The sequence below is a fragment of the Streptomyces sp. NPDC060184 genome (assembly GCF_042728795.1).
In the GTDB taxonomy this organism is placed as follows: domain Bacteria; phylum Actinomycetota; class Actinomycetes; order Streptomycetales; family Streptomycetaceae; genus Streptomyces.
The window spans coordinates 1-19,839 of record NZ_JBHWYX010000006.1; the positions used below are offsets into that span (position 1 = coordinate 1).

The 19,839-nt window shown below is 72.2% G+C and carries 21 protein-coding genes; 15 read left to right on the forward strand and 6 right to left on the reverse strand.

What is annotated here, in order from left to right; all coding sequences use genetic code 11:
* Positions 1-70: 70 nt before the first annotated feature.
* On the reverse strand, positions 71-547 hold the full coding sequence (locus ACFWEE_RS06030; protein WP_386886787.1) for a DUF6924 domain-containing protein: 477 nt from the start codon (positions 545-547) through the stop codon (positions 71-73).
* Positions 548-936: 389 nt separating this feature from the next.
* Between ACFWEE_RS06030 and ACFWEE_RS06035 the strand changes: the two genes are divergently transcribed.
* The 11 genes from ACFWEE_RS06035 (at position 937) to ACFWEE_RS06085 (ending at position 12,485) form a co-directional block, all read left to right on the forward strand.
* Complete coding sequence (locus ACFWEE_RS06035) at positions 937-1,428, forward strand: DUF2975 domain-containing protein (RefSeq protein WP_386886789.1); 492 nt, start codon at positions 937-939, stop codon at positions 1,426-1,428.
* Entirely contained in the window at positions 1,428-1,649 is a 222-nt protein-coding gene (locus ACFWEE_RS06040) for a helix-turn-helix domain-containing protein (RefSeq protein ID WP_386886790.1), read from the forward strand. Before ACFWEE_RS06035 ends, ACFWEE_RS06040 begins: the two co-directional genes overlap by 1 nt.
* Positions 1,650-1,874: 225 nt before the next feature.
* Positions 1,875-3,383 (forward strand): aminotransferase class V-fold PLP-dependent enzyme, encoded by a 1,509-nt coding sequence (locus tag ACFWEE_RS06045; RefSeq protein WP_386886792.1) that lies wholly within the window; start codon positions 1,875-1,877, stop codon positions 3,381-3,383.
* 98 nt (positions 3,384-3,481) lie between these two features.
* On the forward strand, positions 3,482-5,182 hold the full coding sequence (locus ACFWEE_RS06050; protein ID WP_386886794.1) for a benzoate-CoA ligase family protein: 1,701 nt from the start codon (positions 3,482-3,484) through the stop codon (positions 5,180-5,182).
* A complete protein-coding gene (locus ACFWEE_RS06055) occupies positions 5,175-6,428 on the forward strand; it encodes a beta-ketoacyl synthase N-terminal-like domain-containing protein (protein ID WP_386886796.1) in 1,254 nt (417 codons plus the stop codon). The genes ACFWEE_RS06050 and ACFWEE_RS06055 overlap by 8 nt, the downstream gene beginning before the upstream one ends.
* On the forward strand, positions 6,425-7,498 hold the full coding sequence (locus tag ACFWEE_RS06060; protein WP_386886797.1) for a 3-oxoacyl-ACP synthase III family protein: 1,074 nt from the start codon (positions 6,425-6,427) through the stop codon (positions 7,496-7,498). Before ACFWEE_RS06055 ends, ACFWEE_RS06060 begins: the two co-directional genes overlap by 4 nt.
* 58 nt (positions 7,499-7,556) lie before the next feature.
* Positions 7,557-9,335 (forward strand): CoA-transferase, encoded by a 1,779-nt coding sequence (locus tag ACFWEE_RS06065; RefSeq protein WP_386887002.1) that lies wholly within the window; start codon positions 7,557-7,559, stop codon positions 9,333-9,335.
* The gene (locus ACFWEE_RS06070; protein ID WP_386886799.1) at positions 9,332-10,273 is read left to right on the forward strand and encodes a ketoacyl-ACP synthase III; all 942 of its coding nucleotides are present in this window, start codon (positions 9,332-9,334) and stop codon (positions 10,271-10,273) included. The genes ACFWEE_RS06065 and ACFWEE_RS06070 overlap by 4 nt, the downstream gene beginning before the upstream one ends.
* A 28-nt stretch (positions 10,274-10,301) precedes the next feature.
* Complete coding sequence (locus tag ACFWEE_RS06075) at positions 10,302-11,036, forward strand: SDR family oxidoreductase (RefSeq protein WP_386886801.1); 735 nt, start codon at positions 10,302-10,304, stop codon at positions 11,034-11,036.
* Between the two features lie 32 nt (positions 11,037-11,068).
* Positions 11,069-11,539 (forward strand): hypothetical protein, encoded by a 471-nt coding sequence (locus ACFWEE_RS06080; protein ID WP_386886803.1) that lies wholly within the window; start codon positions 11,069-11,071, stop codon positions 11,537-11,539.
* Positions 11,532-12,485, forward strand: coding sequence for an enoyl-ACP reductase (locus tag ACFWEE_RS06085; RefSeq protein WP_386886805.1), 954 nt, complete (start codon positions 11,532-11,534; stop codon positions 12,483-12,485). The genes ACFWEE_RS06080 and ACFWEE_RS06085 overlap by 8 nt, the downstream gene beginning before the upstream one ends.
* 164 nt (positions 12,486-12,649) lie before the next feature.
* On the opposite strand, the gene ACFWEE_RS06090 is transcribed toward ACFWEE_RS06085, so the two are convergent.
* Positions 12,650-13,531, reverse strand: a complete 882-nt coding sequence (locus ACFWEE_RS06090) for a LysR family transcriptional regulator (protein WP_386886806.1) — start codon at positions 13,529-13,531, stop codon at positions 12,650-12,652.
* A 95-nt stretch (positions 13,532-13,626) separates the two neighbouring features.
* Here ACFWEE_RS06090 and ACFWEE_RS06095 point away from each other — a divergent pair, with 95 nt between their 5' ends.
* Together ACFWEE_RS06095 and ACFWEE_RS06100 are read left to right on the forward strand one after the other, a co-directional pair.
* Complete coding sequence (locus tag ACFWEE_RS06095) at positions 13,627-13,944, forward strand: hypothetical protein (RefSeq protein WP_386886808.1); 318 nt, start codon at positions 13,627-13,629, stop codon at positions 13,942-13,944.
* Positions 13,945-14,058: 114 nt separating this feature from the next.
* A complete protein-coding gene (locus ACFWEE_RS06100; RefSeq protein ID WP_386886809.1) occupies positions 14,059-14,499 on the forward strand; it encodes a hypothetical protein in 441 nt (146 codons plus the stop codon).
* A 198-nt stretch (positions 14,500-14,697) separates the two neighbouring features.
* Here the strand turns inward: ACFWEE_RS06100 and ACFWEE_RS06105 are convergent, their stop codons facing one another.
* Complete coding sequence (locus tag ACFWEE_RS06105; RefSeq protein ID WP_386886811.1) at positions 14,698-15,918, reverse strand: cellulose-binding domain-containing protein; 1,221 nt, start codon at positions 15,916-15,918, stop codon at positions 14,698-14,700.
* 272 nt (positions 15,919-16,190) lie between these two features.
* Positions 16,191-17,099: a fructosamine kinase family protein gene (locus ACFWEE_RS06110; RefSeq protein ID WP_386886813.1), complete on the reverse strand. Its 909-nt coding sequence runs from the start codon at positions 17,097-17,099 to the stop codon at positions 16,191-16,193.
* A 287-nt stretch (positions 17,100-17,386) separates the two neighbouring features.
* On the opposite strand from ACFWEE_RS06110, the gene ACFWEE_RS06115 reads away from it, so the two are divergent.
* Together ACFWEE_RS06115 and ACFWEE_RS06120 are read left to right on the forward strand one after the other, a co-directional pair.
* Positions 17,387-17,587: a hypothetical protein gene (locus tag ACFWEE_RS06115; protein ID WP_386886815.1), complete on the forward strand. Its 201-nt coding sequence runs from the start codon at positions 17,387-17,389 to the stop codon at positions 17,585-17,587.
* Between the two features lie 148 nt (positions 17,588-17,735).
* A complete protein-coding gene (locus ACFWEE_RS06120) occupies positions 17,736-18,320 on the forward strand; it encodes a TetR/AcrR family transcriptional regulator (protein ID WP_386886816.1) in 585 nt (194 codons plus the stop codon).
* Positions 18,321-18,329: 9 nt separating this feature from the next.
* Here the strand turns inward: ACFWEE_RS06120 and ACFWEE_RS06125 are convergent, their stop codons facing one another.
* Together ACFWEE_RS06125 and ACFWEE_RS06130 are read right to left on the reverse strand one after the other, a co-directional pair.
* Positions 18,330-18,971, reverse strand: a complete 642-nt coding sequence (locus tag ACFWEE_RS06125; RefSeq protein WP_386886818.1) for a cytochrome b/b6 domain-containing protein — start codon at positions 18,969-18,971, stop codon at positions 18,330-18,332.
* Entirely contained in the window at positions 18,955-19,668 is a 714-nt protein-coding gene (locus ACFWEE_RS06130) for a molybdopterin-dependent oxidoreductase (protein WP_386886820.1), read from the reverse strand. The genes ACFWEE_RS06125 and ACFWEE_RS06130 overlap by 17 nt, the downstream gene beginning before the upstream one ends.
* Positions 19,669-19,839: the final 171 nt, after the last annotated feature.

Below are 19,839 nucleotides of genomic sequence, written 5' to 3' on the forward strand. Positions count from 1 at the left end.
GCGGGCGGCTCCCGGCGCGGCCCGCCCCCCCCGCGGGGGGGGGGGCCCCGAGACCGGCGAGCCGCTTCGCTCAGACGGCGAACCCGCGGAAGACGCCCTGGGGGTCCTCTTCGGCCGCTTCCTTGAAGTCGCCGAAGGACAGATTGGCGATCATCAGGTTCGCGTGTATCTCGTGGACACCGGCGGGTACGGTGCGGAACTCGCCCCCGTCCGCCTCGAACTCCTCGTCGCTGCCGCACTCTTCCCTGGTGAGCACGGCCAGGGCCAGCAAGGTGACGGGTGCGCCGCGCATGGAGTCGCGGTCGGCGATGAACACCACGCTCAGCTCCTCGTCACAGGTCGCCTCCGGGAGAAGCTGAGCCGGGGTGCGGTCCGCCCATTCCGGGTCGTCGGCGACATGGACGTACGGCTCGAACTCTCCGTCGCCCCAGGCCCTCGTCAGCTCCGCCCTCACCACGGCCCATGCCTGGTCGTCGCGGTAGTCGGTCCTGATGACCAGCGCGGCATTCCGATCGCGCCCCGCCGGCCACTCCGTACGGTCACTCACTCCGTCACCCCGCCCGTCCGCGCGGATCACCCGGCCCGCGCACTCCCGATGAAGGTAGACGACACCACTGACATGGACCTCGGTACGGGGGTCCCGGCGGTCGTGGCTCTCTCGCCGGCCGGCACCGTGCTCGTACGGTTTCCGCGCACGGGCCGTCCGGGGTGCTCGGCGCCCCTCGGCCCAGATCCTCGGCGGAGTCGGGTGGCGTCCGATGTGCGGTCGGGCGAGGCCGACTTGGACACGTTCAGGACGGGTCGCGCGAACGCCGTGCCGTGGGAGGGGGGACGTTCCGCCGCGGCGTGGAACCACCGCCCATCCTCCGCCCCACCCCTTGCCTCACTTATCGAATTTCGATAGATTTCCATCGTAATTCGATGGAAGGATGGGTCATGGGGAAGCTGACAGTGCGTGCGCTGCGCGCCGTGCTCGCGGTGGTACTCGCCGGCACCGTGCTCGTGCAGGCCTTGATGGTGTGGGTGTTGGCCAGTGGGAGCGACCCGGAGGACGGGTCGCTCCCACTGACCCCGCTGCGCGTGATCACGGTCCTGGGCATGGTGTCGGCCCAGGTCACCCTGGTCAGCGTGTGGCGGTTGGTGACGATGGTGCGACGCGGAACCGTGTTCTCCCCTGCCGCCTTCCGGTACGTGGACGCCGTGATCGGCGCGATCGTGTCGGCCGCCCTGCTGTGGTTCACGGTCACGGCCCTCAATGCGCCGGGCCAGCGGGACGACCCGGGCGTCACCGTCATCATGGGCGGGGTCGGCGTGGCCGTCCTGGGGGTCGCACTCATCGTGCTCGTGCTGCGGACGCTGCTCGCCCAGGCCGTCGCGCGCGACGTCGAAGCGGCGCGGATGCAGGCCGAGTTGGACGAGGTGATCTGATGCCGATCATCGTCGACATCGACGTGATGCTGGCCAGGCGGAAGATGTCCGTGGGCGAGCTCGCGGACCGGGTGGGGATCACGCCCGCCAACCTGGCGGTCCTCAAGAACGGCCGCGCCAAGGCTGTGCGCTTCGCGACGCTCGCCGCACTCTGCGAGGTGCTCGAGTGCCAGCCGGGAGACCTGCTGCACTGGGAGGCCGAGGACACCGCGGGCGGATGACGCGCCCCGAGCCCCTTCCCCTCAACCACCTTGATTTCCGGTGGAATTGCCGATCTTCCGGACGCGGCATTAGTAATACAATATGAACACTTCCGGCGCGCTGAAACACACCCCGCCGAAATTCGTTTTCTCGCCGGTACCACCTTCCCCTCCACGACCGACGGTCGGAACATGCTCGAAGGGAGAACATCTTTTCGCATCCGTTCGGAGTGAGGGAGAGGTCCGGTGACCGACGTGTCCGCGGAGTTCCGCCGGCAGATCACGAGGGAATTCCCGGCCCTCAGGGGCATGTCCTATCTGGACACGGCGTGCATGGGAATCGCTCCGCGGCGGGCGGTTCGCGCCGTGTCGGACTTCGCGCACAGCACCCAGTTCTGTCCGGCCGGTTCCGGGACCGCCCAGCACGGCCGCCTCAACGAGGACAGGGCCGCGACCCGGCCACTCGCCGCGAGGCTCATCGGCGCCGCGCCCGAGGACATCGCTCTGGTGGAGAGCACCACCCACGGACTGTCCGTGGCCGCCCGGGCGCTGCCGTTGCGGGCCGGTGACCAGATCCTCATGTGCGACCTGGAGTTCATCCAGATGGGGGCGGTCTGGAGCCAGCTGGAGAAGGACGGGATCGGGCTGCGCGTCGTCCCCAACCGGGCCGGGACGATCACCGCGGACACCGTGCGCGCGCATCTTTCTCCCGAGGTCCGGGTGCTCGCCGTGAGTTCCGTGCAGTGGACCAACGGTTTCCGGGCCGATCTGGAATCCCTTGCGGAGTTGTGCCGCGCCCGGGACATCTGGCTGGTCGTCGACGCGGCTCAGCATGTGGGGGCCCTGCCGATGAATGTCGGGGAAACTCCCGTGGACGTCCTCGCCTGCGGTGGTCACAAGTGGCTCAACTCCCCTTTCGGGACGGGAATTCTTTACCTCTCGCCGAGGGCCCGCGCCAGGATGAAGCGGCCCCTGGCCGGATTCTTCGCGGCCCAGCCGCCCGCCCGCACCTGGGGAGAATCGTTCTTGCACCCCGAACTCGCGGCGGTCCCGGAGTTCGCGTTCACGGACGAGGCGCGCGCGTGGGAGGTCGGAGGCACCGGCAACTACGCCGGGGCCCTCGGGCTCGCCGCGAGCCTCTCGCTCGTCCTGGAGATCGGGCAGCACCGGATCGCCGAGCACATCGACGAGCTGACCGGCCGACTCGTCGAGGGACTCGACCGCCGGGGGATCCAGGTCGTCTCCCCCCGGGGAGACCACCAACGGTCGGGCATCGTCACCTTCACCGTGGGGCAGGGGCAGCCGGACATCGCCGTCATGCGCCATCTCCTCTCCCAGGACGTGGCCGTGGGCGTCCGCTACATCTCCGGGGTGGGCGGTGTGCGCGTCTCCTGCCACGGATTCAACGACGAGCAGGACATCGGGCGGCTGCTCGACTCCCTGGACGACTGGGCCCAGCGGCGCTCACGCGGCAAGCCGGACCAGGGCGGGCGGACCCGCGCCGCCCGCAGGGCGACCGCGCAGATCGCGCGGCAGCGCTCTCTCATCGACGCCCTGGACGACGACCTCATCGGGCTGGTGACCGCGCGCGGTCAGGTCTCACGCGGCATCCGGCTCTCCGGCCTGGAGGGCTCCCTGCCCCGCACCGACCTCGCCCGCGAGAGAGAGGTCGTGGAGCGCTTCCACCACCGGCTCGGCCCCGCCGGAACCCGCATCGCCCTGGAACTCCTGCGGCTGTGCCGCGGACACACCTGAGCTCGTGGACCTAGGGCGTGTGAGGAAGAAGCGCGCCATGAGAGCCGTCCCCGCCACCCCGCGCACCCCCGCACCCCCGCACCCCCAGGCAGGAAGCCATGACACACGAAGTGTTCAATGCCGCGGCCCATCTGGTCGACCGCCAGATCGAGCGCGGGCACGGCGCCCGTACAGCCGTCATCGGCCCGTGCGGGCGGGTCGGCTACACCGAACTCGGCCGGCGGGTCGCCGACTCCGCCGCCGGATGGCGCGCCGCGGGCCTGCGGCCCGAGGAGCGGGTCGTGCTCATGGCCGCGGACGGGCCCGACCTGCTCACCGCCCTGCTGTCGGTCATCCGCGCCGGAGCCGTCGCCGTGCCGTTCCCGGTCATGGGCACCGGCGGCGAGCTCGCGGCGGCGCTCCGGGACTCCCGGGCACGCTTCCTCCTCGTGGGTCCGGAGTGCGCCCGGGCGGCGGAGGAGGCCCTGACGCTCCTGCACCCGTCGTCCGACCTCACCGCGGTCGTGGTGCTGAGCGACGCCCCCGTCCTGCCTCCCGGAGGCGTGGCCCGGCTGCGCTGGGAGCACCTGGCGGCGGCCGGGGCGTCGGGCTCGCCCGCCGACGGCGCCGCCGACCGCACCACCGAGGACTCCCCCGCCCTCTGGCTGTACACCTCGGGCACCGCCGGCGCCCCCAAAGCCGCGATGCACCGGCACGGCAGCCTGCGTCACGTCGCGGAGTCGTTCGGGCGGCGGGTGCTCGGCATCGGCCCCGAGGACCGCTGCTTCTCGGTGGCCAAGCTCTTCTTCGCCTACGGCCTCGGCAACTCCTGCCTCTTGCCGCTGGCGGCGGGGGCCGCTGTCGTGCTCAGCCCGGACAGGCCCACGCCGACGGCCATCGTGCGGCGTCTGCGGGAGGACGGTCCGAGCGTCTTCTTCGGTGTCCCCACGGCCTACGCCGCCCTGCTGCGCGCCGAGGACGTGCCGGACGACGCGTTCGCCTCGGTACGGCTCGCGGTCTCGGCGGGCGAGCCGCTCCCCTCCGCGCTGCACCGGCGCTTCCAGGAGCGTTTCGGTGTGGAGCTGATCGACGCCCTGGGGTCCACCGAAGCGCTGCACGTCTATCTCTCCAACCGTCCGGGGTCCGTGCGGCGGGGCTCCGTGGGCACCCCCGTCCCCGGCTACCGGATGCGCGTCCTCGCCGAGGACGGCGGCCCGGCCGGCCCCGGCCAGGCGGGGCTGCTGGAGGTGAACGCGCCCTCGGCCGCCACCGGTTACTGGGCGCGTTCGGATCTGAGCCGCAGGGTGTTCCGGGGAGAGTGGCTCGCCACCGGGGACGTCTTCACCCGTGGCGAGGACGGCTCCTACACGTACCTGGGCCGCGCCGACGACATGATCAAAAGCAGCGGGATCTGGGTGTCGCCCACCGAGGTCGAGGACCAGCTGCTCCAGCACCCCTGCGTCCATCAGGCGGCGGCCGTGGCGATCCCGGACGGAGACGGCCTGGACCGGCCGGTGGCGTGCGTGGTCGCCGTCCCCGGCCAGGTCGTCCGCACGGACGAGCTCATCGACTTCTGCCGCGCCCGGCTGCCCTCCCACAAGTGCCCCCGCCGCGTGATCGTCTTCGACGCGCTGCCGTCCACCGGCACCGGCAAGATCCAGCGGGGCCGGGTCCGGGAGCAGGCGCTGCGGCGGCTGCGGGACGGCACCGGGTGCGGCCGTGCCCCCGCCCCGCCGCACCCGGCCGGGCCGGACGCCGGTCCGGGGCCCGCCGCCCCCCGCCCCGACCGCGCCGGGACCACGGGAGAGACCCATGCGTGACGTGCTGGTGACCGGTATCGGCGTGGTCCTGCCGGGCTGCGACACCCGGGACGCACTGTGGCGCCAACTGTCGCGAGGAAGCAGTCAGTTGACCCTGGAGCCTGCTCCGGGACCGGCCTCTCGCCACGCGGTCGGCCGGATTCGCGCGTTCGACGCGCACCGCTACCTGGGGGAGTTTCCGGAGCCGTACTACGGCCGCTGCCCCCGGGACGTCCAGCTGTACCTGTCGTCCCTCGTCCTCGCCCGCGAGGACGCCGCGCTGACCGGTGTGCCGCTCGCTCCGGACCGGGTGGGCCTGTTCGACGGCACCTCGCGCGGCAGTTTCGCCGCCTGGTACGCACGCGTCCGCAGCGAAGGACAGCAGCCGGCCCGAGAGCTGTACACGCGGCGCGAGCTGGCGATGGACACACCCGGGCAGGCGGTCGGTGTCGGCGCCGCCCTCCTCCGTACCGAAGGGCCGGCCCTGACCTTCACCGCTTCCTGCTCCTCGGCCCCCGTCGCCCTCGGGCACGCCTGCCGGGAGGTGGCGAGAGGCGCGGTGGACGTCGCCTTCGCCGGTGGCCACGAAGCCGCGCTGGTACCGCCGCTGCATCTGATGTACCAGGAGGCCGGGCTCTGTTCCGCAGAGTACGAGGACCCCGCGCGGGCCGTGCGTCCGTGGACCGGCGGCTCGGGCAACGCCTTCGGGGAAGGCGCCGTGACCCTGGTCCTGGAGGCCCGGGAGCATGCCGAGCGACGAGGCGCGCGGGGTCTGGCGACGATGCGTGGCTACGCCTACGGCAACACGGGGCGGCACCCCACGCACGTGGACTCCTCCGCGGACCGTCCCGCTCGCGTGGTCCGGCAGCTGCTGGACGAGGCGGGCGTTCAGAGCCGGGGAATCGGGTTCGTCGTCGGTCACGGAAACGGCGTGGCGGCCAGCGACGCCTCAGAGATCCGCCTCATGCGTGCGGTGTTCGGGCGCCGCTCCGGCGAGGTTCCGCTGATCTCCACCAAGCCGCTCTACGGCCACACGCTCGGAGCGGCCGGTGCGCTCAACGCGGCGGCGGCCGTACTGATGCTCCATCACGGACGGACCGTCCGCAGCCCGAACGCACCGGACGACCCGGTGGAGTACCCGGACATCTCGTTCGGTCACGGCGATGCGCTTCCTTCCGCCCGGCGCAACGGGATCTGCCTCTCGTTCGGCCTGGGCGGCCACAACTCTGCCCTGCTGTTCTCCAGTCGCACGAAGGAGTCCCCATGAACCGAGGAACGCACCTGCCCGACGCACGCGGAACCGAGGGGGTCAACGCCCGCCAGGGGATGACGCACGCACTGGAGATCGTCTCCACCGGTCACGCGTACCCCCACGAGCGTGTCGGCAACGACGACTTCTTCGCGCGCTGCCGCTTCCCCCTGCCCGCCGACCGGGCCGGTCTGGTGGAGAGCACCCGGATGAAGAACCGGTACTGGTGCGGCCCCGCCGAGAACACCTGGACGCTCGCCCGCACCGCCGTGGAGCGCGCGCTCGGGGACGCGGAGCTGCGGCAGGAGATCGACGTCGTTCTCGCGGTGTCGTCGACCACCGTGGCGTACCTGAACCCCCCGGAGGCCGAGCGCCCCGGGAACGGAGACCTCTCGTCCCTCGTCATCCGTGACGCCCTGCGCCGTACGGACTGTGTCGGTGTGGACCTCAAGTCCTGCGCCTGCGCGGGCTTCGTCCGGGCCCTCCAGGTGATGGACGGACTGCTGAACGATCCCAACCGCCGGGCCGGGCTCATCGTGTGCGTCGAGCAGACCAGCCGGCTGGCCGTGGCGGAGAGCAACCGCTCGGCGTTCTGCTTCATCCTGGGCGACGCCGCGGGCGCGATGGTGCTGCGCCGGGGCGCCCCCCGGCAGGACGACGGGCCGGAAGTCGGACTCCTGGACCACACGGGGCACACCGACGCCACGGGACTCGGCCTGATCGCCTTCGGCGACGACGGGGAGTCGCTGGTGATGCGCGGAGCCGCGGCGGGCCGGGCCACCCTCGAAGCCATGGCTTCCAGTGCGCGGAAGCTGCTGCGCCGCAATGGTCTCGGACCCGGCGACGTCGACTGGCTGCTGCCCGTCCAAGGGCACTGGGACGGTGTCCGGAGCCTGGCCGAGGAGTTGCGGTGGCCCGCCGACAAGGTGCTGTGGAGCGGCGACACCACGGGGTTCTCGGGGAGCGCGAGCATCCCCGCCTGCCTCTCCGAGCAGATCGAACGCAAGGTCGTCCGCAGGGGCGATCTGATCCTCTCCCCCGCCGCGGGGGCCGGCATCAACGGTGGTGCCGCCCTCTACCGCTACTGAGCCCGGTCGCCCGCCCCCACGCACGGGCCGAATCCGGAAAGGAGCTCCCTTGAACGTCATGCCGCTGGCGGAGGCGGTCGCCGCCTTCACCTCACCGGGGGACCATCTGCACTTCGCGTCCACCCCCAGCCGCTCCAACGCCGCGGTCCGGGCGGTGGCACGCCACTACCGGGACTCCGGGCCCGCCTTCGTCCTGAGTACCACGGGATTCCACTCCACCGCCCATCTTCTCGCCCTGCTGGGGCTCGGCCGCCGCTATCTGTCCTGCTTCTTCGGCGACAACTACCCCCAGCCGCGCCCCAACGACCTGTACACCCGGCTGCTCCGGGAGGGCGCCGACCTCCAGCACTGGTCGCTGCGCGGCTACGTCGAGGCCTTGCGGGCCGGGGCCCAGGGCCTGCCGTACGCCGTCGTCCCCGCGCAGTCGCCGACGACCCTCACGGCGGAGCTCGCCGCGGCGGGCCGCTTCCACACCGTCCCCGATCCGGCCGAGCCCGCCGATCCGCGACGGCGCGTCGGGCTGCTCGCCGCCCTGCGCCCGGACGTCGCCTTTCTGCACGCCCCCCTCGGTGACCCGACCGGCCGCGCCGCCTTCTTCGCTCCGTACGGCGAGGCGCACTGGGGAGCCGCGGCGGCGGTACGGGGCGCGGTGGTCACCGTCGAGAGGGTGGTGGAACCGGCCGTCCTCGACGCCGTGCCCAACGCGTCGGTGCTGCCTCCGCACCGGGTCCTGGCCGTGTGCCCGGAGCCGTACGGAGCGCACCCACAGCCCCTGTACGTTCCCGCGGGCCTCCCCGCCACGCGGTACCGGGACGACGTCGAGCACTACCTGCTGTGGCGCGAGGCGGCTGGGGCCCCGGACCGCATGCGGCGCTTCCTGGACCGCGTCCTCGCGGCCGAGGGCCCGCACGGCTACCGGGACGCCGTCGGACCCGGCCGTCTGGCAGCGCTGCGCTCCCCCGCCGCCGCCCCGCCCACGCGGTCCTCCGGCCGCCCGCCGACTCCACGCGAGGCCCCTCCCACGCCCACCGAACTGATGATCGTCCGAGCGGCCCGGGTCATCGCCCGCCAGGTCGAACGCCGGCGGTACCGCGTCGTCCTGGCCGGAATCGGCCAGTCCTACGACGCCGCCCGGCTGGCCCGCAGACTGCTGGGCGAGCGCGGGACCGAGGTGCCGGTCATGGTCGAGACGGGGATGTACGACGTCGACTGCGGGCCGGGGGGCGGAACCTTCCCGCTCGGCCTGGAGGCCGTCGCCGGATCCCGCCGGCTCACCGGCATCGAGGACGTGCTCTCCACGCTCACCTGCGGAGCGGACAACCGCTGTCTGGGCGTCGTCGGCGCCGCCCAGATCGACCCCGGCGGCGACATCAACAGCACCCGCACGGCCGACGGACGCCATCTGGTGGGTTCCGGCGGGGCCCACGACATCGGCTCGGCGGCCGACGAGGTCGTCGTGCTCACCCGGTGCACACCGCGGCGGATGGTGCCCCGCGTGGACTACGTGACGACGCCCGGGGCCCGGGTGACCCACGTCGTGACGGACTCCGCCACGTTCGTGCGCGACCTCCCACGCACCCCGCCGCCCGACGGCACGGTCGGCCTCGACGGCTGGTCCGTGCGCGACCTCGATCCGGCCGCCCCGCGCGCGTACGAACGCTGCGGCTGGCGACCGCTCCCGCACCGCTCCACGGACCTCCCCTGGCCGGTGCCGACCCCACGGGAACTGCGGCTCCTGCGCGCGCTGCAAAGGACGGGCGCCGACGAGCCCGACGCGCCCGCGCCGCTTTTCGGTGCACCCCCTCACGCCCCCGACCGGAGGACGACGACGCCATGACCCGGATCTCCCTCACCGGCTTCGGCAGCCACCTGCCGGGAACCCCCCTCACCGACGATGCGCTGCCCCCGCTGGACGCGCCCCTGACCGAGGCGCAGGCCCAGCGCATCGGAGTGACCCGACGGCACTGGGCGGGCGAGCACGACACCGTGCCGGGCATGGCGGCGGCAGCGGCCGAACAGGCGCTGCACCGGGCCGGCACCCCGGCGGCGGACCTCGACCTGATCGTGCTCGCCAACTGGACCGGCCGCCGCTACATCCCGGAACTGGCACCCCGGTTGGCCACACTGCTGGGTGCGGACAGGGCCGTCGCCTTCGACCTCTGCTGCGCCTGCGCGGGCTTCCTCTACGGCCTGGCGATCACCGACTCCCTGCTGCGCACCGGGAGATACCGGCGCGCCCTGGTCGTGGCCTCCGAGACCACCTCCCGCAGGGCGGCACCGGGCAGCAGGGCGAGCCGTGTCTACGCCGACGGCGCGGGCGCCTTCGTCCTGCAGCGCGACGCCGGGCGCGGCGGCACACTGCTCGACCACGAGCTCGCCACCGACGGAGAGCAGCACGGGATCATGGACGTCACCGAGGACGGCCACGTACGCACCCACCTGCGCCAGCGTGAACTCGCCGGACTCGCCGCCGAGTCCATCGCGCGCCTGACCACCACGCTCCTGGAGCGCAACGGCCTCTCGGCCGACGACGTCGACTGGTTCGTCCCGCACACCGGGACCGCCGGAATCCACACCGCCGTCCGCCGGCGTCTGCCCTTCCGGCCCGAGCGGATCCTCACCAACTTCTCCACCGTGGGCAACGTGTCCTCCGCCGCCGTCCCTGTCGCCCTGGACCACTTCGTCTCCCGGGGTCTCGTCAAGCCCGGACAGCTGGTCCTCTCGGCCTCCGTGGGCACCGGCTGGTACGCGGCAGCCACCCTCTACACCGTGTGAACCGGCCCCGAACTCCAGGAGAGCCTCCGTGTCCCAGAAATCCCGCGACCGGATCGCGGTCGTCACCGGCGTCACCTCGGGCATCGGCCAGTCGCTCACCGGCCGGCTGCTCGCCGAAGGCATGACCGTCGCCGGGATCGCGCGCGATTCCCACCGGCTCTCGGCAGCCGCCGAGTTCTGGGGAGAGTCCTTCCACCCGTTCCTGGCGGACCTGTCCGTGCCCGGAGCGGCGGACACCTGCGCCGACGCCGTCACGCGACAGCTGTCCCGCGTCGACATCCTGGTGAACAACGCCGCCGACTGCGTCTTCGAGCCCCCCAGCACACTGCCGACCGAGCGCTGGCGTTCCCTGCTCGAAACCAACCTGCTCGCCTGCGTCGCCCTCACCCGGGGCCTCCTGCCCGCCATGGGGGCGGCGGGCCACATCGTGAACGTGTCCTCCGTCACCGCCCGCTTCCTCCCCGCGTCCGGTTACGGCCCCTATGCGCTGACCAAGGCCGCGTTGGAGCACTTCACCGCGGCGCTGCGCCTGGAACTCAGCACCACCCGCACGAAGGTGTCCCTCCTGGCCCTCGGACTGGTCGACACCCCCATCCACCACAAGGTCCCCGGATTCGAAAGCACCCGGACGCGGCTGGCCGAGCACGTGCCCGACTGGCTGCACCCCGACGACGTGGCCGACACCGTCCACTGGCTGGTCACCAGGCCGGAGCACGTCGTCGTCGGGGAAACCCTCCTGCTGCCCCTGCGTCAGCCCCGCTGAGCACCGGCCCCGTACGGAAAGGTCCGACCACCATGCCCGACGACCCCCTCACCGCGTCCGAGGCATACCTCGACGCGCTCTTCGGCCCCGGCGCGGGCCGGCGGCACAGCCGGTTCCTGGAACACGTGGAACACCCCGGCCTCCGCGAGGCTCTCCACCGCTGTCACCGGACGGAGGCCGACACCAGGGTGCTCAGCGTCGAGGAGAACTACCTGATCGGCATGTGCGTGCTCTACGCGCTGCACTGCTTCGGCCCGGCCGGCATGTTCGCCCGCACCCTGCTCCACCTGGGGGTCGACCGCGCGAAGCTGCTCGAAGCCGTGGCCCGGCTGGAGATGTGGACCGGTCCGGTGCCCGCGGCCGTGGCCGCCGGCCACCTCCAGCGCGCGGCGGACGACTGGGCGAGACGCGGCACCGCCTCGCTCGACGCCTGGTTCCCGCCCCCGGACCGGCCCGAATCCCGCACCGGCGACGACGCTCCACGGAAGGACTGCCATGACTGAACCGCCCCCCGAACCGGCCGGAGCGAACGAACCGACCGAGCCGTTCGAACCGGTCGAGCCGACCGGACTGCCCGCCCTGCCCGCCCTGCTCGCCCTGCTCGCGGGACGGCGCGGTCTCGTCATCGGCGTCTCGGGCGAGAACAGCGTCGGATACCACTGCGCGAAGAACTTCCGCCGCCTCGGAGCCGAGGTGGCCATCAGCTACCGCCCGCACCGCGCGGCCCGTGGCGCGGCGCTCGCCGCGGAACTGGGCTGCGCGCTGCACCTCCCCCTGGACTGGGAGGACGAACAGTCGCTCACCGCCGGTTTCCGGCGCGTCGCCGACACATGGGGACACCTCGACTTCGTGGTGCACACCCTCGTCCACACGCCTCCCGGGGCCCTCGGCCACCCGCTCACCGAACTTCCCCGCACGGCGTTCGACGACGCCCTCTCCACCGGCGCCTACTCGCTCGTCGCGGCGGCCCGCCACGCGGCGCCCCTTCTGGAGAGGTCCGACAACCCGCGCATCGTCACCCTGTCGTCGGCCGGCGACAGCTTCACCCTGCCCAACTACCACGTCCTCGGCATCACCAAGGCAGCCCTCAACGCGACCATGCGCTACCTCGCGTACGAACTCGGTCCACGGGGCATTCTCTGCAACGCGCTGAGTTTCTCCCTGCTCGACACCGACGGAGCCGTCCGGGCCCTGGGCACCGCGAACACCGACCGCACCCGTGAACTCCTGGCGGGCGCCGCGCTGACACGCACCGCGCTCGCCGTGGACCAGGTCACGACCCTCATCGCCCTGCTCGCCGGCCCCTGGCTGCAGAACACGACCGGGCAGGTCATCACCCAGGACGGGGGCTTCTCCCTGAACTACCTCAAGGCGGCCCGGGGAGGAAGGCCCCGCACCACCGCCGGGCGGGAGCCCGGGCCGCCGCCACCCGATGGCCGTGGTGCCTGACCGTGGTGCCTGATCGCTGGCCCTGACCTTGGTGCCTGATCGCGGGGGCTGATCGTGGAGCCTCCAGGATCCGCCTCCGGATCCGGCTCCGGCGGGCGCGGCAGGCCACGCGGTCCCGCAGGAATCCCGCGACCTGGGCGCGACCTGGGCGGTACCGGGCGGGCTCAGCCCCGCGTCGCCTCCAGCGCCGAGGCGACGAAGTCCGCGACCAGGCGCCGCCGGTCCTCCCGTCCCCAGGCGAGGACCAGCTCACTGCGCGGCGCGTCGGCCACCGGAACATGAACGAGCCCCGGATGCAGCGGCCGGGCCAGCGAACGCGGCAGCACCGCGACCACTCGCCCCAGCAGGATCATGTGCGTCAGCTCGGCGCCGTCGGCGACCTCCGGACCTGACCCGGCGACAGGCTCGATCCCGGGCACCCCCTTGCCCGGCATGCCATGGCCGCGTACGCCCTTCCAGCGCGGCAGCGTCTCGTGGGCCAGGTCCGCGAGAGTCACCTCGCCGCGGCCGGCGAGCCGGTGGTCCGGCGGCAGGACCGCCACCCTGTCTTCGACCATCAGGGTCTCGTGGTCCAGCCCGGTCAGGTCGTCGAACGGCATGTACAGCAGCGCCACGTCCGCCCGGCCGTCGCGCACGTGATCGGCACGGTCGGTGGCCCCGCCGAAGAGGATGTCCACCTGGCGGGCGCCGTGCCGCCGGGAGTAGGCGGCCAGGATGCCCGAGAGCAGATCCGCGTCTCCGCCGGGCTTGATCACCAGGCGCAGCCGGGTCCCCTGCTCGCCCGCCCGACGGGTCTTCTCGACCGCCGCCCCGACGGCGAGCAACGCGTACCGGCCGTGGTGCCGCAACACCTCGCCCGCGGAGGTGAGGGCGACGTGCCGGCTGGAGCGCTCCACGAGCACCACGCCGAGCCGGCCCTCCAGCCTCCGTACCGCCTTGGACAGGGCGGGCTGCGCGATCCCCAGCCGCTGCGCCGCCCGGCCGAAATGCAGTTCCTCGGCAAGGGCGGCGAAGTACTCCAGTTCGCGGGTCTCCAGCTCGGCCATGCGGGCCAGAATACCGCCGCGACCATTCCTCGAAGGAATGGATTCATACCCCGTCGGCCTTGGACTTCGCTGAGAACCACCAGTTCAATCGAGGCATGATTCACCACACGATGATCGTTGCCTTCGACGAACCGATTCCCGCCGACGAACTCGACGCGTACCTCCGAGGGCTTGAGGAGCTGACCGCGAGTACCGGCACCTTCCACTCCTTCGCCGCCCGCCCCCACCTGCGCACCTCCAGCGACGACCACGCCCCGGTGGCTGTCGCCTCCGCCGTCGTCCAGTTCGCCCTGGCCGACCTCGACGCTCTCGACGCGGCTTTCGCCCTCCCGGGCATCGGTGAGTTCATCGACGGCTGGCAGGCCCGCCGCCCGTACAAGGCGATCTGGGTCAACCACGAGCCCTTCGCCTGAGCCGTCCCGGGGGCGGCGGCGCCCACGATCCGTACCCCGCCCCGAGGGGGTACGGATCGTCAGGTGCCGGACCCCTGGTACGTGGGGTGGCGGTGGGCAGGCTAGTTTGCTCGGATGAGTCTTCTTGATGAGGTGGCCGAGCGCGACGGCTGGCGCTGCTGGGTGTGCGACGAAACGGTCGACCCCGACGAGTCGGTGAACGACCCGCGGGGGCCCAGCGTCGACAGCCGGACCGCCGACCGGAAGGCCAAGGGCGCCGAGCGGCTCGCGCACCGCGGATGCAACACCCGCAAGGGCGCGGTGAAAGTGGTCATCGCCTGGCCGGACCACCTGTACGTGGTCGAGCCGGCGCCGCTGATCACCGTCGCCGCGAGGCTGGAGCGCAAGGGGGGCCGCGAGATGGTCGGCCGCTGTCCGACCCGGCGGGACGCGCAGGAAGCGGCGGACTGGCTGGTGGACCGGTTCTCCCGGCTGGCACCGGGGCTGCCGGTGACCGCCGGCATCGAGCCGGGCGGCGGCCAGTTCCTCATCACCCTGTCCACCGGCCGCCGCTGACCGGCATTCACCGCCGGCCACCGGCAATCGCCGGCGCACGACGCGCACTGACGCGCACGAGCCACCGCGGTCGCCCTCGACCGTTCTCCTCCGCTCACCGGACAGCCGGTCGCCCGGTAGCCGATCCCCCGGCGACCAGTCGGCGGCGACCGGTCGCCGACCATGGGGCGTCAGCAACCGGTCGCCGGAGCACGTGCGTCAGCAGCCGACGGGCGAGGAGCCTGCGGCCACGTCGTCGAACCACAGGGTGTCGTCACCGGTCCCGTAGCTCTCCCAGCCGAGACGCAGGGCGGTGGGCTTCGGCGCGGTGGTCCGGGAGAGCCACTGCCCGTCGACGTCCTGCGTCGGTACGCCGTCGGCGTGCAGCCCCGGCACCAGCTCGTCGCCGAGCCAGGTGTCGAGTCCGGTTGCCGAGGTGTCGACCGCGAACCGCAGGCACTGCCAGCTGTTCGTCGGCAGGGGCCTGCTCAGACTCACCCCGGTCGGGCTCTGTGCCGGGAGCGTGGCGTCGTCGATCTCCCGGTTCCACTGCAGGGCGCCGTTCTGGCCGCCGATCCGCAGTGCCTTGCCGCCCTGCGAGCTGTCCGGCATCGACACGAAGGCGACGTGCGCGGCCGGGAGCGCGGTGGTGTGGCGCACCCACATGCGGACGTAGAGCACCGGGCCGACAGACGACAGGTCCGCGGTCGCGGCCACGAAGGCGTGGTTGCAGTAGCCGGCCCGACCGTCCACCCGCAGCGACCGCGTGCCGCTGTGCGCGACCCCCGTATCGACGGCGGCCGTGCCCGTGCCCTGGCAGTCGGGCGCGGTGAAGCGCCAGTTCCCGGAGGGGGACGGGCCTGCCTGGTCCTCGAAGCCGTCACAGACGACGGCACCACCGCACGCGGAGGAGGGCGGGGTCGTGCTGGGGGTCGGTGTCGGGGTCGCCGTGGGCGTGGGGGTCGGCGTCGGGGTGGGAGTCGGGGACGGCGTCGGGGTCGTCGGTGAGGTGCCGCCACCGCCGCAGGACACCCCGTTGAGGGCGAAGTCCGTGGGCGCCGGATGGGCCGACTGCCAGGTCCCCTGGAGACCGAAGTCGACGGTACCGCCGTCGGCCAGCCCCCCGTTCCAGGCCACGTTGGTGGCGGTCACTGCCTGACCGGTCTGTACGACGGTCGCGTTCCAGGCGGAGGTGACGTGCTGGTCGCCGGCGTACGTCCACGTCAGCTGCCAGCCGCTGAGCGCGGAACCGGTATGGGTGACACGCACCTGGGCGGTGTAGCCGCCGGTCCACTCGTCGGCCGTGTAGTCGACCCGGCATCCGGACGCCGCCTCGGTGCCACTGGCGGGCACCGAGACGAAAAGGGACAGGGCCAGCGCGAGAGCGGCTCCAGCCGCTGTCCAGGGCCTGCGCAGTAACCGCGGGGGAAGTGTCGGCATGTGCGTCTCCTCAATGGGCGAACTGGAGGGCGAGTGAGAGTGGGAGCGCTCCCATCCATCACACCGACTTGACGGCGTACTGTCAATAAACTTGTCGCCCGGGCGTCCGGGGGCATCCGGCTCCCGGGCCGGCTCCAGCCCGTCGAAGCGCTGTCGCGACGACCGGCCGATCCGGCGCGCCCTTCAGCGGGGCAGGTCCGCCGGGACCAGTCGTCCGCCTTCCCGCTACCGCACGATGCCGGCGAGTTCGATGCGCACGCCCGCACTGTCGGTCATGCCGTCGGAACAGCCCCTGGGGCATGGACCCCACCGCTGCGCCGGAACGGCGCGATGATCTTCCGTACCGCGTCGGCGGCGCCCCAGCTGTCGTCGTCGTGGGCGACGGCGCTGAGATGTTCCCGGAGATTGAGGAGCGGCATCCGCTCCTCCCAGCCGTCCTCCAACCCGGTGAGCTCCTGGTACACGGCGAAGAACCGCTCCGAGGCAGCCGCGCGGGGCGAGCACCACAACATGCTGAGGTCGACTTCTGGCCAGGTGAAGGACACGGCGGGATCGATGAGCGCAGGGGCGCCGCCACCGGTGGCGACCACGTTCTCCTGCCACAGATCACCGTGGGTCAGGCACGGGGGTTGAGGCGGGATCAGCTCCGGCAGGGCGTCGCAGAGCCGTTCCAGGGCCCGGCGCTCTTCCCGGTCGAACTCCGCGTCGAGCGAAGGTTCCGCCAGCCAGCGCAGGATGCGCCGCTCCGCGAAGAAGACGTGTCCGTCGGTCTCCCATGTGTTGTCCTGCCGCAGGCGTCCCAGCCAGCCGTCGCGGTGCCAGCCGAACCGGTCGGTGGTGGTGGACCCGTGCAGGGCGGCAACCATGTGGGCGAGCTCTTCCCAGAATTGCCCGTCGTCCCCGCGCGGCTGCATCTTTTCGAGCACGAGCAGACGGGAGGAGGCGAACAACACGTCAGGCGTGGTCACTCCGCCGGAATTGCGGAGTTCGGACAGGCCGTCGGATTCGACGGTGAAAATGTCCAGATCCGGCCCGAGCAGAGTCTTCGCGAATACCTGGGAGCCGTCCTGGAGCGCGACCAGACCCGCGAGGGCGACCGCTCCCCCGGTGGCCTTCTCCACCCCTTTCGCGGCGTACCCCGCTTCGCGGAGTCGCTCGGTGAGTATCTCCTCGTGTGACACCGGAAGATCAAAACACGCCTCTCCGCCGCACGCCAGAGGCGACCCGTGCGTCAGCGCCCCGTACGTCAGCGTAGCGCCCCGTACGACTGCGGCCCGTACGGCTGTGGTTGTGGCCCGCACGAGGGCCGGGGATGGTACGGGCGTGTGCGAACCGCTCCTCGCGAGAAGGCCGGAGATTCCTTCGCGCTGTCCGCGGGGACACCACGCACCAGCACGGTTGCCGACTCGGCGCCCACGGGCCCCGTTTCGCTCCCCCGAGTTCACCCGCGCCGTGGGCCCAGCACGACGTGGCACTGCGGCACGGCCACCGCAAACGCTTCGCCCATCCGGCACTCGGCCCGATCGAAGTCGACTGCTTCAGCCTCTTCAGCGAGGACGGCCGGCAACGGCTGCTCTGGTTCGCCCCCGCGGTCGGCACCGACAGCGTGGGCGTGCTGTCCCTCCTGGCATCCGTCGGCACCCGGGAACTCGCCGACCCGGCGCGCTGAGCCGTTCCGGAGAGAAGGCGTCGCCTGAGGAGCCTCGCAGGAGAGGGAGCCTCGCCGGAGTTGGAGCCTTCGTAGGTGTCGGAGCCTCGCCGGAGAAGAGTCCCGTCAAGACCGATCGTTCTCCCTCGTCATTCGCTAATCTGTCTGGATGAGTCAGAGGGCGAGAGAGAACCGCACGTCGGAAGCGCGATCCCGGCTGCTCGACACGGCGACCAGGATCTTCTACGCGGAGGGGATCCACTCCGTCGGCGTCGACCGGATCGTGGCGGAGGCTCAGGTCACCCGTGCCACGCTGTACCGGCATTTCAAGGGCAAGGACGAACTCATCCTCTCCTACCTCGAACAGGCCGACCGGGGCCTCCGGGCGCAGGCCGAGGCGGCTCAGGCGGGCGAGGAGTCGGCGGCCGACCAGATCCGGGCCGTCTGCCGGACCATCACCGCGGGCATCCGGTCCCCGGGGTTCCGGGGCTGCGCCTTCCTGAACGCGGCGGCGGAGTACCCCGATCCGGACCACCCGATCCACCGTGCCGTCCTGGCCCACCGGCAGTGGTTCCTGGACACCGTCACGGGGCTGCTGGCCCGGACCGGCGGCACACCCGCCGAAGCCGCCGGCCGGCATCTCGTCATGCTCCGGGACGGCGCCATGGTCTCCGGCTGCCTCTTTGACCCCGAACTGGTCTCCGAGACCTTCCTGCAGGGCGTCGAGGGAATCCTGCGGACCCGCTCCGTCTGACCTGCTGCGTCAGTGGGGCGGTTCTCGGTCGGGCCGCCAGAGCGGGTGTTCCCGCTCGGCCCACTCCCGTGCGACCGAGCCCGTACGCATGCCCCGGCGGGCCTCGGGATCGCCCATGGCCTTGCCGATGTGGCCGCCGACGACGAGGGCGAGGGTGAGGGCCAGCCAGTCGTGCACGAAGGTGGCCCCGGTGCGCCAGACCAGCGGGGTGAGGTGGGTGAACCACATCATCAGCCCGGTGCCGAGCATGACGAGCGTGGCCCCCGCCGTCCAGGCCGCGTAGAGCTTCTGCCCGGCGTTGAACTTGCCCGCCGGACGGGAGGACGGCCGCCTGTCCCGGTGCAGGGCTGCGCGGAGCCACTGGCGGTCGTGGGGGCCGAAGCGGTTCAGCAGGGTCAGGTCTGCGCGCAGAGCCCGGGAGGCGAGCGCGATCAGGACCGGGACGGGGAGAGCGACCCCCGACCACTGGTGCACGGTGACCACGAGGGCGCGTCGGCCGACGAGTTCGGCGAGCGCGGGCAGGTACAGGAAGGCCGCTGTCGTCAGGCACGCGCCCATGAGTACGGCCGTCGCGCGGTGGGCCCAGCGCTCGGCCGGGCTGAAGCGCCGCAGCCGGGTGGCCGTTCGCGGGGTGTCAGGTCGTCGGCTCATCGTCCCGTCCGTTCGACCGGCCCACCCAGGCGTCGATGTCGTAACCGCGCTCCTCCCAGAAGCCCGGCTCCACGTTCTCCGTGACGGTGATGCCGGAGAGCCACTTGGCGGACTTGTAGAAGTACATGGGCGCCACGTAGAGGCGGACCGGGCCGCCGTGGGAGTGGCCGATGTCCTTGTCCTGCATGCGCAGGGCGACCATGACGTCCGCGCGGCGCGCCTGTTCGAGGGTGAGGCTCTCCGTGTAGGCGCCGTCGAAGCAGGTGAAGTGCACCGCACCGGCCGAGGAGCGTACTCCCGCGGCGTCGAGCAGGTGGGAGAGGCGTACCCCTTCGAAGGGGGTGCTCGGGACGCGCCAGCCGGTGACGCACTGGATGTCGCGCACCGAGCGTGTCTGGGGCAGCGCCCGGAGATCGGCCAGGGTGTACGTCGCGGGGCGGTCGACCAGGCCGTCGACGGTGAGCCGGTAGGTCTGGGCGTCCTTGTGCGGAACGGAGGAGGTGACCGAGTAGTAGCGAAAGCCCCCTCCGTTCGGGAGGAGCCCCGTCAGCCCGGTGGGATCCATTCCGGCCAGAGCTTCCGTACCCCGCTGAAGCGCGGGGGCGGCGACGACGCCGAGCGCACCCAGCCCGAGCGTGCCGAGAAAGACGCGCCGCCCGACCGGGGAACCCCTCCCCTCAGGTGATGCGGAGTTCACGTGTTCATTCCTCCCATGGATTCGCCGGTCCAACCGTCGCCGATCCGCGGTGGGTTGGAAGCTCCTGGTGTCACCCTGTCATGCACCGGCGACACTTGAGGCGCCGGAGCCGTGCACTTTCCTTGAGCTCCTGGAGCAGTTCCGTGGTCGGCCGGTCGAGCCGGTCGCGGA

Bases quoted from the DNA above. Each gene is read 5' to 3' on its own strand.
- ACFWEE_RS06035 (WP_386886789.1), top strand. From the start codon at position 937: ATGGGGAAGCTGACAGTGCGTGCGCTGCGCGCCGTGCTCGCGGTGGTA.
- ACFWEE_RS06040 (WP_386886790.1), top strand. From the start codon at position 1,428: ATGCCGATCATCGTCGACATCGACGTGATGCTGGCCAGGCGGAAGATG.
- ACFWEE_RS06050 (WP_386886794.1), top strand. From the start codon at position 3,482: ATGACACACGAAGTGTTCAATGCCGCGGCCCATCTGGTCGACCGCCAG.
- ACFWEE_RS06055 (WP_386886796.1), top strand. From the start codon at position 5,175: ATGCGTGACGTGCTGGTGACCGGTATCGGCGTGGTCCTGCCGGGCTGC.
- ACFWEE_RS06060 (WP_386886797.1), top strand. From the start codon at position 6,425: ATGAACCGAGGAACGCACCTGCCCGACGCACGCGGAACCGAGGGGGTC.
- ACFWEE_RS06065 (WP_386887002.1), top strand. From the start codon at position 7,557: ATGCCGCTGGCGGAGGCGGTCGCCGCCTTCACCTCACCGGGGGACCAT.
- ACFWEE_RS06070 (WP_386886799.1), top strand. From the start codon at position 9,332: ATGACCCGGATCTCCCTCACCGGCTTCGGCAGCCACCTGCCGGGAACC.
- ACFWEE_RS06080 (WP_386886803.1), top strand. From the start codon at position 11,069: ATGCCCGACGACCCCCTCACCGCGTCCGAGGCATACCTCGACGCGCTC.
- ACFWEE_RS06085 (WP_386886805.1), top strand. From the start codon at position 11,532: ATGACTGAACCGCCCCCCGAACCGGCCGGAGCGAACGAACCGACCGAG.
- ACFWEE_RS06090 (WP_386886806.1), bottom strand. From the start codon at position 13,531: ATGGCCGAGCTGGAGACCCGCGAACTGGAGTACTTCGCCGCCCTTGCC.
- ACFWEE_RS06095 (WP_386886808.1), top strand. From the start codon at position 13,627: ATGATTCACCACACGATGATCGTTGCCTTCGACGAACCGATTCCCGCC.
- ACFWEE_RS06100 (WP_386886809.1), top strand. From the start codon at position 14,059: ATGAGTCTTCTTGATGAGGTGGCCGAGCGCGACGGCTGGCGCTGCTGG.
- ACFWEE_RS06105 (WP_386886811.1), bottom strand. From the start codon at position 15,918: ATGCCGACACTTCCCCCGCGGTTACTGCGCAGGCCCTGGACAGCGGCT.
- ACFWEE_RS06120 (WP_386886816.1), top strand. From the start codon at position 17,736: ATGAGTCAGAGGGCGAGAGAGAACCGCACGTCGGAAGCGCGATCCCGG.
- ACFWEE_RS06125 (WP_386886818.1), bottom strand. From the start codon at position 18,971: ATGAGCCGACGACCTGACACCCCGCGAACGGCCACCCGGCTGCGGCGC.